At 60.8% G+C, this 15,479-nt stretch carries 12 protein-coding genes; 9 read left to right on the top strand and 3 right to left on the bottom strand.

Features of this window, described 5'->3' with window-relative positions:
- Positions 1 to 111: 111 nt before the first annotated feature.
- Positions 112 to 1,032 (bottom strand): LysR family transcriptional regulator, encoded by a 921-nt coding sequence (locus FY152_22480; protein ID UXS34861.1) that lies wholly within the window; start codon positions 1,030 to 1,032, stop codon positions 112 to 114.
- 96 nt (positions 1,033 to 1,128) lie between these two features.
- Here FY152_22480 and FY152_22475 point away from each other — a divergent pair, with 96 nt between their 5' ends.
- A complete protein-coding gene (locus FY152_22475; protein ID UXS34860.1) occupies positions 1,129 to 2,316 on the top strand; it encodes an acyl-CoA dehydrogenase in 1,188 nt (395 codons plus the stop codon).
- Between the two features lie 221 nt (positions 2,317 to 2,537).
- On the opposite strand, the gene FY152_22470 is transcribed toward FY152_22475, so the two are convergent.
- Positions 2,538 to 4,604, bottom strand: coding sequence for a TonB-dependent receptor (locus FY152_22470; GenBank protein UXS34859.1), 2,067 nt, complete (start codon positions 4,602 to 4,604; stop codon positions 2,538 to 2,540).
- Between the two features lie 301 nt (positions 4,605 to 4,905).
- Here FY152_22470 and FY152_22465 point away from each other — a divergent pair, with 301 nt between their 5' ends.
- The gene (locus FY152_22465; GenBank protein ID UXS35160.1) at positions 4,906 to 5,682 is read left to right on the top strand and encodes an IclR family transcriptional regulator; all 777 of its coding nucleotides are present in this window, start codon (positions 4,906 to 4,908) and stop codon (positions 5,680 to 5,682) included.
- Between the two features lie 2 nt (positions 5,683 to 5,684).
- On the opposite strand, the gene FY152_22460 is transcribed toward FY152_22465, so the two are convergent.
- Positions 5,685 to 6,986 carry an NtaA/DmoA family FMN-dependent monooxygenase gene (locus FY152_22460; GenBank protein ID UXS34858.1) on the bottom strand — a complete coding sequence of 434 codons (1,302 nt, stop codon included), beginning with the start codon at positions 6,984 to 6,986 and terminating at the stop codon, positions 5,685 to 5,687.
- A gap of 214 nt (positions 6,987 to 7,200) precedes the next feature.
- Between FY152_22460 and FY152_22455 the strand changes: the two genes are divergently transcribed.
- The 7 genes from FY152_22455 to FY152_22425 all read left to right on the top strand — a co-directional run bounded on the left by FY152_22455 (position 7,201) and on the right by FY152_22425 (position 15,335).
- Positions 7,201 to 8,001 carry an ABC transporter ATP-binding protein gene (locus FY152_22455; GenBank protein UXS34857.1) on the top strand — a complete coding sequence of 267 codons (801 nt, stop codon included), beginning with the start codon at positions 7,201 to 7,203 and terminating at the stop codon, positions 7,999 to 8,001.
- On the top strand, positions 7,998 to 9,011 hold the full coding sequence (locus tag FY152_22450; protein ID UXS34856.1) for an iron ABC transporter permease: 1,014 nt from the start codon (positions 7,998 to 8,000) through the stop codon (positions 9,009 to 9,011). Before FY152_22455 ends, FY152_22450 begins: the two co-directional genes overlap by 4 nt.
- Positions 9,008 to 10,072 (top strand): iron ABC transporter permease, encoded by a 1,065-nt coding sequence (locus FY152_22445; protein UXS34855.1) that lies wholly within the window; start codon positions 9,008 to 9,010, stop codon positions 10,070 to 10,072. The genes FY152_22450 and FY152_22445 overlap by 4 nt, the downstream gene beginning before the upstream one ends.
- A gap of 23 nt (positions 10,073 to 10,095) precedes the next feature.
- Positions 10,096 to 11,049, top strand: coding sequence for an ABC transporter substrate-binding protein (locus FY152_22440; GenBank protein ID UXS34854.1), 954 nt, complete (start codon positions 10,096 to 10,098; stop codon positions 11,047 to 11,049).
- A gap of 230 nt (positions 11,050 to 11,279) precedes the next feature.
- Positions 11,280 to 12,119 carry a siderophore-interacting protein gene (locus FY152_22435; protein UXS34853.1) on the top strand — a complete coding sequence of 280 codons (840 nt, stop codon included), beginning with the start codon at positions 11,280 to 11,282 and terminating at the stop codon, positions 12,117 to 12,119.
- 36 nt (positions 12,120 to 12,155) lie between these two features.
- Positions 12,156 to 12,389 (top strand): hypothetical protein, encoded by a 234-nt coding sequence (locus tag FY152_22430; protein UXS34852.1) that lies wholly within the window; start codon positions 12,156 to 12,158, stop codon positions 12,387 to 12,389.
- Between the two features lie 78 nt (positions 12,390 to 12,467).
- On the top strand, positions 12,468 to 15,335 hold the full coding sequence (locus tag FY152_22425; GenBank protein UXS34851.1) for an agrobactine synthetase subunit F: 2,868 nt from the start codon (positions 12,468 to 12,470) through the stop codon (positions 15,333 to 15,335).
- Positions 15,336 to 15,479: the final 144 nt, after the last annotated feature.

The following is a 15,479-nucleotide window of genomic DNA, read 5'->3' as shown; positions in this document are numbered from 1 at the left end:
CGTTTAATCACGATAGTCGAGCAAAACCGCCCTGTCGAGTCCGGGGCGGGGCAAAACGGGGCGAAAACCGAGGCATAAAGTCTAAACGCCCGAAAAAAGTGCTATTATTTTTTAGAGCTGTGGATTGCTGGCCGCACGATAGGCCTCCACCTGCCGCACCAGCCAGTCGCGAAACAGCACGACCGGAACGTGGTTGGCGCGCGAAAGCGGCGCCACGGCATAATAGGAGCTGGGGCTTTTGGCCTGATGATCGAAGGCTTTCACCAGCTGCCGCGATTTCAGCTCATTATCGATCAGGAAAAGCGGCATCAGCGCCACGCCCAGTCCGGCGATGCAGGCCTGCGCCACGCTGGAAAACTGCTCGAAACGCATGCCCTGCGGCAGGGCAAGCGACAGGCCGAGGCTTTCGAACCAGTGGCTCCATGCGCCCGGCCGCGAAGCCATGTGCAGAAGCGGAAGCGCCGCAATATGTTCGCCCTTTTCGATTGGATGCGCCTTCAGAAACTCGGGACTGCACACCGGGGCGACCATTTCATGCATCAGAAAGGTGCTTTCCGCCCCCGGCCAGTCCGCCTGACCGATATGGATCGCCATATCCAGCTGCTCGCGCTCAAAATCGAATTGCCCGATACGGGTGGCGAAATTGATGGTGATTTCGGGATGGTTCGCCACGAAATCCGGAATACGCGGCAGAAGCCAGCGGGTGCCGAATGTCGGCAGCATGGCAAGGTTCAGTGTATTGCCATGCGTTTTGGTCATGATCTGGAGGGACGCGGAGCGTATCTCGCCAAGGGCTGCGGCAATCGATTTCGCATAGGCGCTGCCCTCGGTCGTCAGCGCCACCCCGCGTGCGCCGCGCTCGAACAGGCGCACGCCAAGCTGTTCTTCCAGTGACATAACCTGCCGGCTGATCGCCCCCTGCGTTAATGCAAGCTCGTCCGCTGCGGCGGAAAAACTGCCGAGCCGGGCAACGGAATCGAAGGCGGCAAGCGCACTGGTGGAGGGCAGAAGTTTGCGGCTGAGAGACGTCATGAGCCATTACTATATGTAATGCAAAAATGAGTAAACATGGCTTGTGCCGACTGGCTCGAATACCAATAATCCGGCCAGCAAATCCGGAGGCATCACGTGAGCGAACACGCAGCATTCAATTGGCAGGACCCTTTTCTGCTCGAAGACCAACTGACCGACGACGAGCGGATGATCCGCGACGCCGCCGCCGCCTTCGGCAAATCGGAACTTCTGCCGCGTGTCTCCGAGGCCTATCTTTCCGAGACCACCGAGCCTGAACTGTTTCGCCTGATGGGCCGCACCGGCCTTCTCGGCGTCACCCTGCCGGAAGAATATGGCGCAGCCAATGCAAGTTACGTGGCCTATGGTCTCGTCGCCCGCGAAGTGGAACGGATCGACAGCGGTTACCGCTCGATGATGAGCGTGCAGTCCTCGCTCGTCATCCATCCGATCTTCGCCTATGGCTCCGACGAGCAGAAGAAGAAATATCTGCCCGGCCTCGTCTCGGGGGAGCTGATCGGCTGTTTCGGCCTGACCGAGCCGGATGCCGGTTCCGATCCCGGCGGCATGAAGACCCGCGCTGAAAAGATCGCCGGCGGCTATCGCCTGCGCGGTTCAAAAATGTGGATTTCCAATGCGCCGATCGCCGATGTCTTCGTCGTCTGGGCGAAATCGGAAGCCCATGACAACCAGATCCGCGGTTTCGTGCTGGAAAAGGGCATGAAGGGTCTCTCCGCCCCCAAGATCGGCGGCAAGCTGTCGCTGCGCGCCTCCATTACGGGCGAGATCGTTCTGGACGGCGTGGAAGTGGGCGAAGACGCGCTGCTGCCCAATGTCTCCGGCCTGAAAGGCCCGTTCGGCTGCCTCAACCGCGCTCGTTACGGCATTTCCTGGGGGGTCATGGGTGCGGCGGAAGATTGCTGGTTCCGCGCCCTGCAATATGGTCTCGACCGCAAGCAGTTCGGCAAGCCGCTGGCCGGCATGCAGCTTTACCAGAAGAAGCTCGCCGACATGCAGACCGAAATCGCCCTCGGCCTTCAGGCATCGTTGCGCGTCGGCCGTCTGATGGACGAACACAGAATGGCGCCGGAAATGATCTCCATCATCAAGCGCAACAATTGCGGCAAGGCGCTGGACATCGCCCGCCAGGCCCGCGACATGCATGGCGGCAACGGTATCCAGATCGAATATCACGTCATGCGCCACGCCCAGAACCTCGAGACGGTCAATACCTATGAGGGCACGCATGACGTTCACGCGCTGATCCTCGGCCGGGCGCAGACGGGCATTCAGGCGTTTTTCTGAGGCTTTCCCGGCGTCGAGGAGTCAGGTTTTGCAGAGGCCTGAAACCTCTCCTTCGTCATGCTCGGGCCTGTCCCGAGCATCTGCAACCGATTGATCTAACCCTACGTGGTTGGATCCTCGGGACAAGCCCGAGGATGACGGCGCGTGTGAAGGGTTCTGCATCAAAAAAGGCCTTCGAAGATCACTTCGAAGGCCGTTTGCTTTTCAACTCAGGTGGCGGCTCAGAACGTGCCGCGCACGCCGATGCCGAACATGCGCGGTTCGGTCATGCTGGCCTCGATGCCGCCAATGCCGCGGTTTTCCTTCATCAGCGTCGGTGCGCGCTCGTCGAAGACGTTCTTGACGTAGGCGTAGAATTCAAGCTCTTCCTTGAACTTGTAGCTCGCCCGCAAATCCGCGATCGTATAGGGGTCGATCGCATAAATGGCCTTGTTGTCCGTGTCCGAATAATAACCGTCGAGATGGCGCACCTGCCCTGAAACGGTGAATTTATCGGTCACGTCCCAGCTGGCGCCGACGGTGAAGCTGTAACCCGGCGATTTGGCGAATTCCTTGCCGACATAGGCGGCGTTGCTGGAAATCTCGTCGATCTTCGTCTTCAGTAGACCCGCGCTGGCCTTCAGTGTCAGATTGTCGAGGACCTGATAATCCACGCCGATTTCCAGACCATAGGCATGCGCCTCCTCGGCATTGACGGTGTAGGATTCGCTGATGCCCGTGGAGACAACCACCGGCACGTTAAACTGGGCGTTCTTCATGTCCATGTAGAACAGGTTGCCGTTTACCGTCAGCGTATCGTCCAGCAGGTTGGCACGCGTGAACAGCTCGTAGTTCCAGATGGTTTCCTTGTCGAAGGTCCGCCATTTGCTGGTCGTCAGGTCGAATGCGACACCGCCGGGATTGTAACCGCGGCTGATCAGGCCGCCCACCGTCCAGTCGTCATTGATGGCGTAGGCCAACGAGGCTTTTGGCAGAATTTCCGAGAAGGTTTCGTCATAATTGACCGAGCTTCTGGAGGTCGCGCTCAACGTGCGATAACCGCTGCGCTGAATCTGGTCCTGCTGGTAGCGCAGGCCGCCGGTCAGGGTCCATTGGTCGGTCAGGCGATAGCTCAACTCGCTGAAAAGACCGAGATTGTCCTTGGTATCGTCAAATCTGGACGTCCCGCGCAGATAAAGAACTTCGTCGGCCTGCGTGTGGGCGTAATAAATACCGGCAACACCGCTCAGCACATCTTCCTGATCGCCGAAGGTCACGCGCGTTTCATGCGACGTGTTCTTGAGATCAACATCCGCATCGCCATTATTCGCAATGCCGACCCGGCGCTTGGCGATGGACGAGGAAAACTGCGTCTGGTTGAACAGTTTCACGCCGTTTTCGAAATCATAATTGACGTCCAGAATCCCGGTATTGGTATACTGGCTGAAGCTCGGCATCGTCGTGGTAATGTGGTTGAGATCCTCGAAGGGGCGCGACGCCGCCTCCTGGCTCGGCCGGTTCGAAGCGTTGTAGGAATAGGTCAGCTTGGTCGAAAGGCCGGGAATTTCAGCCGGTTCCCACAGAAGCTTGAAGCGTCCGTTGAACTCCTTGAAGTTCTGGTCCGTGCCGTCATGGGCAAAAGCCGAGCTAATGTAATCGATGAAGGTGTCGCGGCCGGAATAGTCGATCGCCATACGCGCCGCCAGCTCATCTTCGATCAGGGGGCCGGAAAGTGCGAATGAACCCCGCTTCTGGTGATAGTTGCCGATTTCAGCCTGATAGGATGCCTCCGGCGTAAAGGTCGGGTCCTTTGTATTGACGAGGATCGCACCGGCAATGGCGTTGGCGCCCTGCGAGGTTGTCTGCGGACCGCGGAAGACTTCGATGCTGTCGACATCCCAGATGGAGGAGGCGCCATAGATGAATTCATTGTAGCCGAGATAGTGGCCGTCGACATTGATCGTGGCGCGCGGCACCGTGCCGGTGAAGAAGGCGATGGAGCCCGTATTCGGTCCCTGCGTATCCTGCCCGCGAATGATGGGCGCGCTGACATTGTCGGTGTAGACGATGTTCGGAATATCCTTGATCGCCTCGGATACGGTCGGGTCGCCGGTCTTTTCTTTCTTGATTTTCTCGCTGGAGACGACTGAAACGGACGACGCCGTGTTCTTCATGTCGCGCGCGACTTTTTCACCGGTCACGACAATCGGCTTGAGAACGGTCGTTCCCGGCGCCGCAGCCTGCTGATCCTGGCCGAAAACCGGCGTCACAAACAAAGCCGACAGCGTCAAAACGCTAACCCCGCTCATCAAACGACCGCTAGAACGAAACCCCATCACACACCCCTAAATAAACATGAGTATTAAAGTCATATTCAAGTAACGGAAGCGTTATCTGTTTCGCAATAGAGAATGCGTTCTGTATTGCGGACAATCAGGGTTCCGCAAGGGGATGTGCCATATTTACAACAAAGTTTATCGACCTGCCTTTCCGAACCTCAACGATGGGACCTGGAACTGCATGGCGAGCGCGACAGAAATCGATTCCGATTTCCCGGCCGATGGGTTAGGCATGGTCACGCCATGAATGGGGGGAGCGGGCTTGAACGCCATGGATGAAGAGCCGGAAAATCTGTCGGAAAACGAGGGGGAGAAGCGCTCTGCCCTCATTCAGTCGGTGTCGATTGCGGCGCGCTTTCTCAATCTTCTCGCCAGATCGGACAAGGCGCTTGCGCTCGGCGAACTTGCAAAACGCGCCGGCACCGGCCGCTCGACCGCGCACCGTTACCTGCAAAGCCTCGTGCGCGAAGGGCTGGTGACGCAGGATCCCGCAAGCGGCAGCTACGATCTCGGTCCGGCGGCGCTTGGGATCGGCATCAGCGCGCTCAGGCGAATCAATCCAGTCGAAACCGCCGGTCGGCAGATGAAGAACCTGGCCTCGCAGATCGGCGCCAGCTGTGGTGTGGCGATCTGGACCGATCGTGGCCCAACTGTGGTGCAATGGCACCGGAGCGCCAGCTTCTCCATCAGCACCGTGGCGCTCGGCGATGTTCTGCCGCTGGACAACAGCGCCTGCGGGCTGGTTTTCCAGGCTTATCTGAGCGCTGACAGAGTAGCGGCAGTGCGCAAGCTGCAACCGGCAGCCTTTCGCGGCTCCCGTCCCGACACCGGAATTCTGCACGGCATTCGGGAAACAGGCGGCGCGGAACTCAACGAACATCTGTTTTCAGCCCTCACAGGCAAGGCCGCCCCGGTTTTCGACGCCCAGGGCGAAATCTGTTGCGTCGTCACCACCGTATCCTTCCTGGCGACTGCCGAGACCGAAGGCCATTTTCAGCAGCTTCTCGAAGCTGCCAGAAAGGCGACGAAGGAATCTGGCGGATCGTAATTCTATTCGGCCAGATGCTCCGCAAAGGTGCGGCCGGAATAGGCCGTGCGGAAAAGCCCCGCATCGCCAAGCCGGGGAAGCAGCCGCTCCAGCACCAGCCGCATTGACGCAACGGAACCGCTTGGCACCGCGACAAATCCGTCTATCGCACCGGCGGCCGTCCATTCGCGGATAGTCTCGAAGGCGTCCTCGACCGTGCCGATGATCTGCCAGTGGCCCGATCCCATTACTTCGGGCCGCCGCAGCAGATCGCCGACGCTCAGCGTTTCCCGCTCGATCAACCGGCGCAGCAGGTTGGCATGGGTGCGGCTTCTGGGTGTGTCGGGCGGCGGCGGCAGATCGGAGGCGGTGACGACCCGCGTGAGCGGCCAGTCCGATAGATCCAGACCCGTCAGATTATGAATGGATGCAAAGGTACGGGCGTGATTAGCCCGCCCATGGGTCGCCGCAAACAGGTCCAGCGCCTCTTTTTTCGTATCCGCTAGGTAAAGGCTGAGACCCGGCATCAGCTTCACCCCGTCGGGCTTGCGACCATGGTCCTCAGCGCGCCGTCGCAAATCAGCCCTGAGTTCGATGGCCGCTTGCATATCCGGCGTGGAGGCAAAGACCGCATCCGCCACGGATGAGGCGAAATCTCGCCCTTCCGGCGAAGCCCCCGCCTGCACCAGGGGAATGCGGCTGGCATGGGCCGGCAGGTTGAGCGGGCCTTTGACGCTGAAATGCTTCCCCGCGTGCGCGAGCGGCCGCACCAGCGACGAATCGGCAAAACGACCGCTTTCCTTGTCCAGCTTCAGCGCCTCGTTTGGAAAGCTCGCCCAGAGCTGCCGCACCACCTGCGTGAACTCGGCGGCGCGCTCATAACGCTCCTGCGGCGACGGCATTTCCTTGAGGCCGAAATTTTCATGGCCATCCAGCGCCGTGACGATGTTCCACCCCGCCCGGCCGTTGCTCAGCCAGTTCAGCGACTGTATCTGGCGGGCAACCACATAGGGCGGCAGGAATGTCGTCGAAACGGTGGATAACAGACCAACATGGCTGGTCTCCCGCGCGATTGCGGCAAGAAGCATGGTCGGGTCCATGCTCGCAAATGCGCCGCCAGTTTCCAGCCCTTCAGTGCGCAGGAAAAGCGTGTCGGGACGAAACACGAAATCCACATGCGCGGCTTCCGCCCGCTTTGCCAGATCGACGAAATAATCGCTGGAAAACACCCCGCCTATATCGCTGTCCACACGCCGCCATGCCTCGCCGCTGAGCCAGGTTGGGGCCAGCGACATGCCGACGTGAAGCTTGAGCGCGACTGACATAATTCACCTCGACTGAAATAATCCGAAAGAAATCCACACCCTGAATCGGCAAATTTCGATTTGTGGAGAGTTTTACTATAGTTTAGTGTCGCTTCAAGACCGCACCGTCGTCCTTGCCGGAAGGAAACTCGATTTCCGCTCGTTCGATGTTTAAATTCAATGCCTTATACTTTCCTTGCGGCGTCTCGACGCATGGATCCATGAATAACAGGAGTTGTATCCGGTGCTTGACGCCACGGACCTTCACGCCAGCTACGGCCCCATCCCCGTCTTGCAGGGACTGTCCACCCGCTTTCAGGCCGGCCGCGTCACCGCGCTGGTCGGTCCCAATGGATGTGGCAAGTCGACGCTGTTGAAAACCATCATGGGTTTCGTGCCTTTGTCATCAGGCGAGATAAGCCTTGGCGGGCGTTTGGTCGGCGAGATCGGGCGTCGGGAACTGGCCCGCCGCATCGCCTATCTGCCGCAGGAATGCCATTGCCCCGACTATATGACGCTTGGTGAATTGATCGAGCTTGCAGGTTATGCGCGTTACGGACTTGGCGGCGGTCCGTCCGAGCGGGACCGCGCACTTTTTGCGGAGGCGCTGAGGATCGTCGGGCTGGAAGACAAGGCAAGGGCGCAGGTCAACACGCTATCCGGTGGCCAGCGCCAGCGCGCCTTCATCGCCATGGTGCTGGCGCAGGACACGGACGTGATCCTGATGGACGAGCCGGTCAACCACCTCGACATGAAATATCAATATGCCGTTCTCGGCCTCGTGCGCGAGCTGACGGACAGGCACGGCAAGACGGTCATCGTCGTGCTGCACGATCTCAACCTCGCCTCCACTTTCGCCGACGACGTCGTCATGCTGAAGGCCGGGCGGGTTCTGGCATCCGGGCCGGTTGCAAAAACGGTTACGCCCGAAAATGTCGCTGAGGTCTTCGATCTCGAGGCCGACATATTTTCCCGGCAGGGGCGGCTCATCTGCGTGCCCCGCCTCGAGCGGCAGGAACAGGCCATTCCGGCATGACGTCGAAAATAACGCTGATCTTCGCCGCGGCCCTGCTGCTGGCCATTATTCTCGTCATCAACCTCGTGCTGATGGCTGCCGACATGCCACTTGCCGAAATCGTGGCGACACTTCTGCGTGGCGATGCCGAAACCTATGAACAGTCGGTTCTCCTCTATCAACAGATCCCGCGCTTGCTGATTGCGATTTATGTCGGCGCTACCACCGCCGTCAGCGGCTGTGTGCTGCAGGGCCTTGCCCGCAATCCCCTCGCCTCGCCCTCTACCCTGGGCCTGAATGCAGGTGCGACGCTTTTTGTGGTCTCCGGCGCGCTGGTGTTCGATTTCCCTTCCGAGGTGCAGGGGCTTGTCGCGCTTTTCGGCGCCGGTTTCGGCTTTGGCGCCTGCTTCCTTGTCGCCCGGCTGGCCGGACGGGCAAACGATCCGCGCGGCCTGTCGCTCATCCTTTCCGGCGCGCTTGTCTCGATGCTGTTGATCGGCATGACCAACGCCCTGCTTCTGTCAAACCCCACACGGCGGGCAGAATTCCTGAGCTGGGTCGGCGGCAACATCAACCATGTCTATGCCGAGCGCCTCACCGATTTCTGGTGGATCGGCGCCATTGCGCTGGCAATGCTGTGGTCGGTCGCCCGTCCGCTGACGCTTGTTCTGCTGGGTACGGAAAAGGCCGCCTCCGCCGGCGTCAATGTCACGCGCGTTTCGCGGGTCGCACTTTTCGCCACCATGCTGGCCTCCGGCTCGGCCGTTGCGATTTGCGGTCCGATCGGCTTTGTCGGCCTCATCGTGCCGCATATGGTCCGGCCGCTGGTCGGGGTGGACTTCAGGCTCGCTTTGCCCGCTTCCGCCCTTGTCGGTGCAAGTCTCTGCATACTCGCCGACCTTGGGGCGCAGACCCTGTTCAGGCCCTATGTGGTCAATACCGGTCTGTTCATGGACCTGCTCGGCGGCCTTGTCTTCATCGTCATCGTCAAGCGCTTTTATCTTTCGCCTTCGGCACGGGGGCTGTCATGAGGAAGCAATTCGCCACCGATGGCAAAGCGGTCCTTCGGCTGCCGGGCGGCCTGCAGCTTGGCATCGGCAATCTGAAGGCCGGCTTTGCGCTGATCCTGCTGGCGCTTTCGCTCGCCGCCATTTCCGCCAGCCTCGGCAATACCGAGACAGGTCTCATCGAGCTCCTGCACGGCCTTGTCGGCGGGCATCTGAGCGACGATCAGGCCTATGCGCTGTGGACGGTGCGGCTGCCGCGCATCCTGCTCGGTTTCATGGCCGGCTGGAGTGTTGCGCTGGCCGGCGCCATGCTGCAATCCGTCGCCCGCAATCCGCTCGCCGATCCCGGCCTGTTTGGTCTCAGCCAGGGATCGATGACCACCATCATGCTGCTTCTGGTGCTGGTGCCGGCCGCGCCAAAGACCCTGGTGGCGCTTGCGGCGGTCGGCGGCGGCCTGGCCGTAGCCTTCCTGCTGATCGCGCTTGTCGGACGCGAACGTTCCAGCGGGCTTGCCATCCTGTTGATGGGCATCGCAATCGAATCCGCCCTTTCCTCCGTTTCCTCCGTGCTTTTGCTCTACACGCCGACGGAAACCTCGCTGTCGCTGGCGGACTGGATGGCAGGTTCGCTGTTTCAGGCGAGCTGGTCGACCATTCTCGTTTTCGCGCCACTTTTCACGACGAGCCTTGCCGGCATTTTCCTCATCGGCCGGGCGCTCGCAGTGTTCGATCTCGGCAATGAGATGGCCATGGCGCTCGGTGAAACGGTCAAACGCTCGCGCCCGCTCGTCATCGTTTTCGCGGTCATCCTCAGTGCCGCTTCCGTCACAGCAGTCGGCCCCCTCACCTTTCTCGGCGTCATCGCCCCGCAGCTCGCCACCTTCGTTTCGCCCGCCGTCGGCCGCGCCAGGCTTTTCCTGTCGGGGCTCACCGGTGGCATTCTGGTCGTGACCGCCGATACGCTTTCGCGTGGTTTGGTGGCCGACACGCCGATGCCGATCGGGCTTGCGCTGACGCTGATCGGCGTGCCGCTTTTCATCCTCACGCTGCGCCTGCAGGCGCTGCGCAGAACCAACCGCCACTGAATACATTGAACAAAGGGAATGCCATGCGATTTGCCATCCTCGTTGCAGCACTTCTGACCGCCGGAAGCGGCCCTGCCGCTGAGCGAACCGTCACCGATGCCGCCGGCCGCACGGTCGCCGTTCCGGAACAGCCGCAGCGCATCGTCGTCATGCACGAGCCGCTTCTGGGCGTACCGCTGATGGATCTCGGCGCCAATGTGGTCGGCGCCTATGGCCGTAACAGCGACGGCAAATTTGCCACCGCCGTCGATTTCATCGACACTGTTCTCGGTGAAGGTCGCACGAAACCGAAAGGTTTCGGCGCAGTCGGCCAGATCGACCTCGAAAAACTGCGGGCGCTGCAACCCGATCTGATCGTCGCGACGGAAATGGACAGCGGCAAGGCCGAGCAGCTTTCCACCGTGGCGCCCGTCTATCTGCAAAAGGTAAGCACCGGCCACACCTATGGCTTCAGTGTCGAGGAAGATCTTTCGCGTCTGGCGGGCAGAAGCGACGCCTTCGCAGAGCGCCGCAAAATCTATGACGAAAAACTTGCCGCCGTCAAAAAAACGCTCGGGGAAGACGCGAAGGGCAAGACCTATCTCGCCATACTGCTGACCGACCAGATCAATGCGGTGGGCGACATGTCCGGTGCGGTGCAGGCGCTGGAGGATCTGGGTTACGCGCGGCTGAAAATCGACAACGCCACCTCGTCGGGCGGGCTCGGTTCGACCCTGACAATGCCGCTCAGCGCCGATGCTTTCGGCAAGCTCAACCCGGATCTCCTGGTGGTGATGAACAGCTATAACAGCCCCGCCCGTGGCGAAGCGGGAACGCGCGCGGCACTTGAAAAGATCATTCCGGGCTGGGAGCGCTTCGTCAAACCGGCACGCGAGGGCAGGATCGTCTTCCTCGATTCCACCAGGGTCACGACCCCATCCATCCCCAGCGCGCTCCACACGCTGGACGCCGTGGAAGGCTGGGCGGGCCATCGCTGATCGCTCTTCCCCAACGCAGATACCCGGCGCCAACCATGCGCCGGGTATAAACTTGAGTTTTTGAAGAAAGTTATATTGCGAGCTCCGGAACCGCCTGTTATGGTCCGCGCATCTGACGCAACACCACCGGATCGCCCGCCGGAAAATTCCGATGCGCGATTGTCCGGCAAGCCGATCCGGGACAGCGAGACCGCCGACCCCATCGGCGATATCCCAGGAAAGACAACAGCATGACCATGCCAGAAACCATAGACCCCTCCATTCCCGACCGCACCCCCAAACGCCATCGCCATGCCGTCAAGCTGCGTTGCCTCGATGTTAGCCGCGTGGAAAAACTCAGCCGGTCCATGGTGCGCATCGTTTTGACGGGGCCGGAACTGGAGGGCTTTGCCAGCCTTGGCTTTGACGATCACGTCAAGATGTTCTTCCCCCTCCCCGGTGAAACCGAGACCAATCTGCCGGTGATCGGCCCGAACGGTCTTGAATTTCCCGAAGGTGCGCCCCGCCCGCTGGCGCGCGATTACACGCCGCGCAGCTTCGATGCGGAAAAGGGTGAAATCGCCATCGATTTCGCCACGCATCATGACGGCCCTGCCAGCAACTGGGCAAAATCCGCCAAGGTGGGTGATAAGGCGTGGATCGCAGGCCCGCGCGGCTCGTTCACCATTCCCTTCACCTTCGACTGGCATCTGCTGATTGCCGACGATACCGGCCTTCCCGCCCTTGCGCGCCGACTGGAAGAGATGCCTGAGGGCACCCGCGTCGTCGCTCTGATCGAGGTCGAGACGGACGCTGATCGCCTGGAACTCGCCACGAAAGCCGACGCTTCGATCATCTGGGTAACGCAGAAGGGTGCAGGCGGGGCCGATCACGATGCCCTGACGCAAGCCCTGCGCGAACTCGACCTGCCGGAGGGCGATTTCTTTAGCTGGGTCGCCTGCGAATCGAAGACGGCCAAAGACCTGCGCACCCTTCTGGTCGGCGAATTCGGTGCAAATCCCAAGTGGACCCGCGCTTCCGGCTACTGGCGGCGCGGCGCAAGCGGCGTTCACGATCACTTCGATGAGTGAGCCGGTAATCGCGGCGGGGCGAGGCTGGAGGCGAAAATGATGACGACGGAACTCAAGGCTCATCTCGCCAAGGTTCTCGACGATGAGGTAGGGGATATCGGGCCGAATGCCAACCTGTTCGGCTGCGGGCTTCATTCGCTTGCCCTCATGCGCCTGATCCCGCCGCTTTCGCAACTCGCCGGCACGCGCCTTGACTATGATGATCTCGCCCGCCAGCCGACGCTTGCCGCCTGGCAGGCGCTGATCGAACGGTCGCGCGCGGAACATTGATCCCAACAAAGACGGGACTTGCCGCAGCGGGCGCGACGCCCCCGGACATGTCCCCCAGGCACTTCCAAGGAGAGGACCATGGCAGCAGACAATTCGCGCATGCTTGCGCGTCGCATCGAAGAAACCTTCGATGGTGCGGACACGTCCCCGCCGGGCGGATCGCAGCCAAGCCAATATGAGGAGCGGGTCTGGTTCTCGCAATTTCAGGACCCCGATCAGGTCTTCCGGCATATTCTCACCTACCGCATCGGCGGCGAGAGCGACCTCCTGCGCCTCACATCGGCCCTGGAGACAGTTTGTGATGCATGGCCGGAACTTCGCGTGCGGTTTTCCTTCGGGGAAGATGGCACCCTTGCCAAGAGTGTCGAAGCGCCATCGGCCTCTCTCGTGCAGCTGTTTCAGGCGCCTTCGACAGACGAGGCGATAGCCCTGTTGCACGACCTTCAGGCAAGCCCCTATGACGCGGAAATCGATCCGCCGTTTCAGGCGATCGTGCTTTTGAGCGAAGGAGAGGTGCTGCTGGCGCTTCTGGTGCATGGCCTGCTTGGCGAAACCCTGTCACCGCAGATTCTTCTGGAAGCTATTGCCGCCGCCTATGCCGGAGAGGCACCAAAGCCGCTTTTACCGCGCATCGCCGAAACCGGCGTCGTCAATCCCCTTCCGCTGCCCTGGTTGCAGGGGTCGGCCTCCGGCACGCATGTGATCTCTTTACGGGACAGTGGGGCGAAACCAGCGAGCCACAGCCACGGCGTCGATCTCCCGGCCACCCTGCTTGACCTCGACGGCTCAGCCACGACCGAAGCGCTTCTGGCACGCGCGGGCGCCCGTTTCGCACATTTTATCGCAACCAACGGTAACCTTGATACGGTTACCCTGCGCCTGCCGTTGCAATCGGGCGGCGAGACCGGCTTGCCGCTTCCTGCGGACGCGGTCGCCCGCGTGTCGATCCCGCGTGGCCAGTCGCTGCCGGAGGCCGAAAAGGCCGTGCTGGCGGGCCTGCAACGGAAAATCGGAAACAGCAGCAAACACAACGACGAAGCGGCCACCTTCACCTTGCAGGCGCTGGCAACGTCAGCTGAAACCTCATCCGTCGAACGCCTCCGGTTCGAGCGCCTGCCGCTCCCCTCGCTCCAGTCCGGCCTCGGCCTGACGCTTGCCGCCGGCAGCACCGTTGACGGCCATATCCGTCTGGAACTGACGGGTGGCAAGGAGACCTCGCCGCATGGGACGGCGTTCCTGCTGGAACGCTTCGTCACCCATCTCGAAGGCGGTGCGGATTTTTCCGCCATCACACATTCGATCCCTTCCGGAGGACTGGCGACGACAGCATCACCGCCCGCCACCTCTTACTCGAGCGACGACGAGATTGCCGCAACGATCCTTGCCGAATTCCGCGAGGCGCTCGTATCTCCCGACATGGGGCCGGATGACGATTTCTTCGACTTTGGCGGTCATTCGCTGATCGCCACTCGCATCATCGGACGCCTTCTCAGCAATCACGGCATCGAGGTGCGGTTCAACGACCTGTTCAGCTATCCGACCGCCGCATCGCTTGCAAAACAGGCGACGCGTCTCGAAACCGCAGCGCCTGCACAGTTGGAGTCCACGGAGACCGGTTCGCTCACGGCACCGCTTTCGCTGGCGCAGATGTCGCTCTGGAAAGCCTATGCCGCTTTCGGCTTCGGCGAGATATTCAACATACCCTTCGCGCTCGACTTCCTCGACCCTGTCGATGAGAGCGCCTTCGAATGCGCATTCCTCGATATTATCGAGCGCCATCCCGGTCTGCGGACCCATTTTTACGTCGAGAACGACACGGTTCTACAGAAGATCGTGCCCATGCACGACCTGCCTGGCTACAAATGGTTCTGGACCAGCGAAGAAAGCGAAGGTGTGGACCGGCACGCGGAGGCTTCCTGGCGGTTCGATCTTTCCCGCGAATTGCCGATGCGGCTGCGTTTCCTGCGCAATCCGCAAACCGGCGGCCAGGTACTCTCCTTCCTCTTCCACCATATCGTCCTGGACGAATGGTCGGTGAACCTGATGATGGACGAGCTGACGGAAGCCTATAGGGCAAGGGTGGCGGGCAAGACCCCTGTCTTTGCGGGCAAGCCGGCGCCCTTCCATGAATTCGCCAGAAAACAGGTGGCATCGGGCGTCAATGCCGACCATCTTGCCTATTGGACCGATATGCTGCGGGATGCACCCAAGGGCCTTGTGCTGCTCGGGCAGGACAGCACGCCGGCAGAAGCTTCACATGACGAGGCGCCGGCAGGCGGCTGGATCGAGTTCAAGCTGGAAAAACACGTCAGCGACGGGCTTTACGCCATCGCCAAGCAGAACAGCGCCTCCCTGTTCAACGTCGTTTATGCCGCCATCGCGGCGTCACTGCGGCATCTGGGCGGGCTGAGCGATCTCGTGGTCGGCACGTCGGCATCCGGCCGCACCGATAGTGGTTATTTCGACACGATCGGTTATTTCACCACTGTTGTCGCCCACCGTGTACGTTTCCGGGAAGAGATGACCGTCGGCGAGCTGATTTCCTCGGTGAAGAACACGGTCAACGGTTCGTTGGAACACAGCGAAATCCCGATCGATCTGGTCGAAGAGGCACTCGGCATGACGCCGGGCCGCGACCATCTGTTCGAGGTGTTCATCCAGATCCACGCCAAGAACAAGCTGAACGGCACGCTTTCCGGACCGGATGGCAAATCCGTCGAGTTCCGGCAGATCGATCCCGACAAACACGAATCCATGCTGGGGCTGCAATTCGAGGTGATGGAAGAGATGATTGGCGGCGAACGCTCCATCCGCGTGCTGATGAGCTACCGCTCCGACCGTTACGGCCCCGAGGATGTCGACCGGCTGCGCAGCACCACCAGCGGCGTCTTCAGCCGTTTTGCCGAGGCAGGCGCTTCGAGCCGGGTGCTGACGACACTGGCCTGAGTGCGGGCAAGCGAACACAGAAAAACCCGGCTTCGCATGGCGGCGCCGGGTTTGTTTTGCTGACAATTCCTTTACGTAGATCTGTTTGACGAAGCCGCAGCATTTGCGCCCCGTCACCCCGGACTAGATCCGGGGTCCAGTGCG

Origin of the sequence: Agrobacterium tumefaciens (assembly GCA_025560025.1) — a bacterium.
Classification (GTDB): domain Bacteria; phylum Pseudomonadota; class Alphaproteobacteria; order Rhizobiales; family Rhizobiaceae; genus Agrobacterium.
The sequence above is the reverse complement of the archived record's forward strand: the minus strand, read 5'-3'. Positions and strand labels throughout refer to the sequence as shown.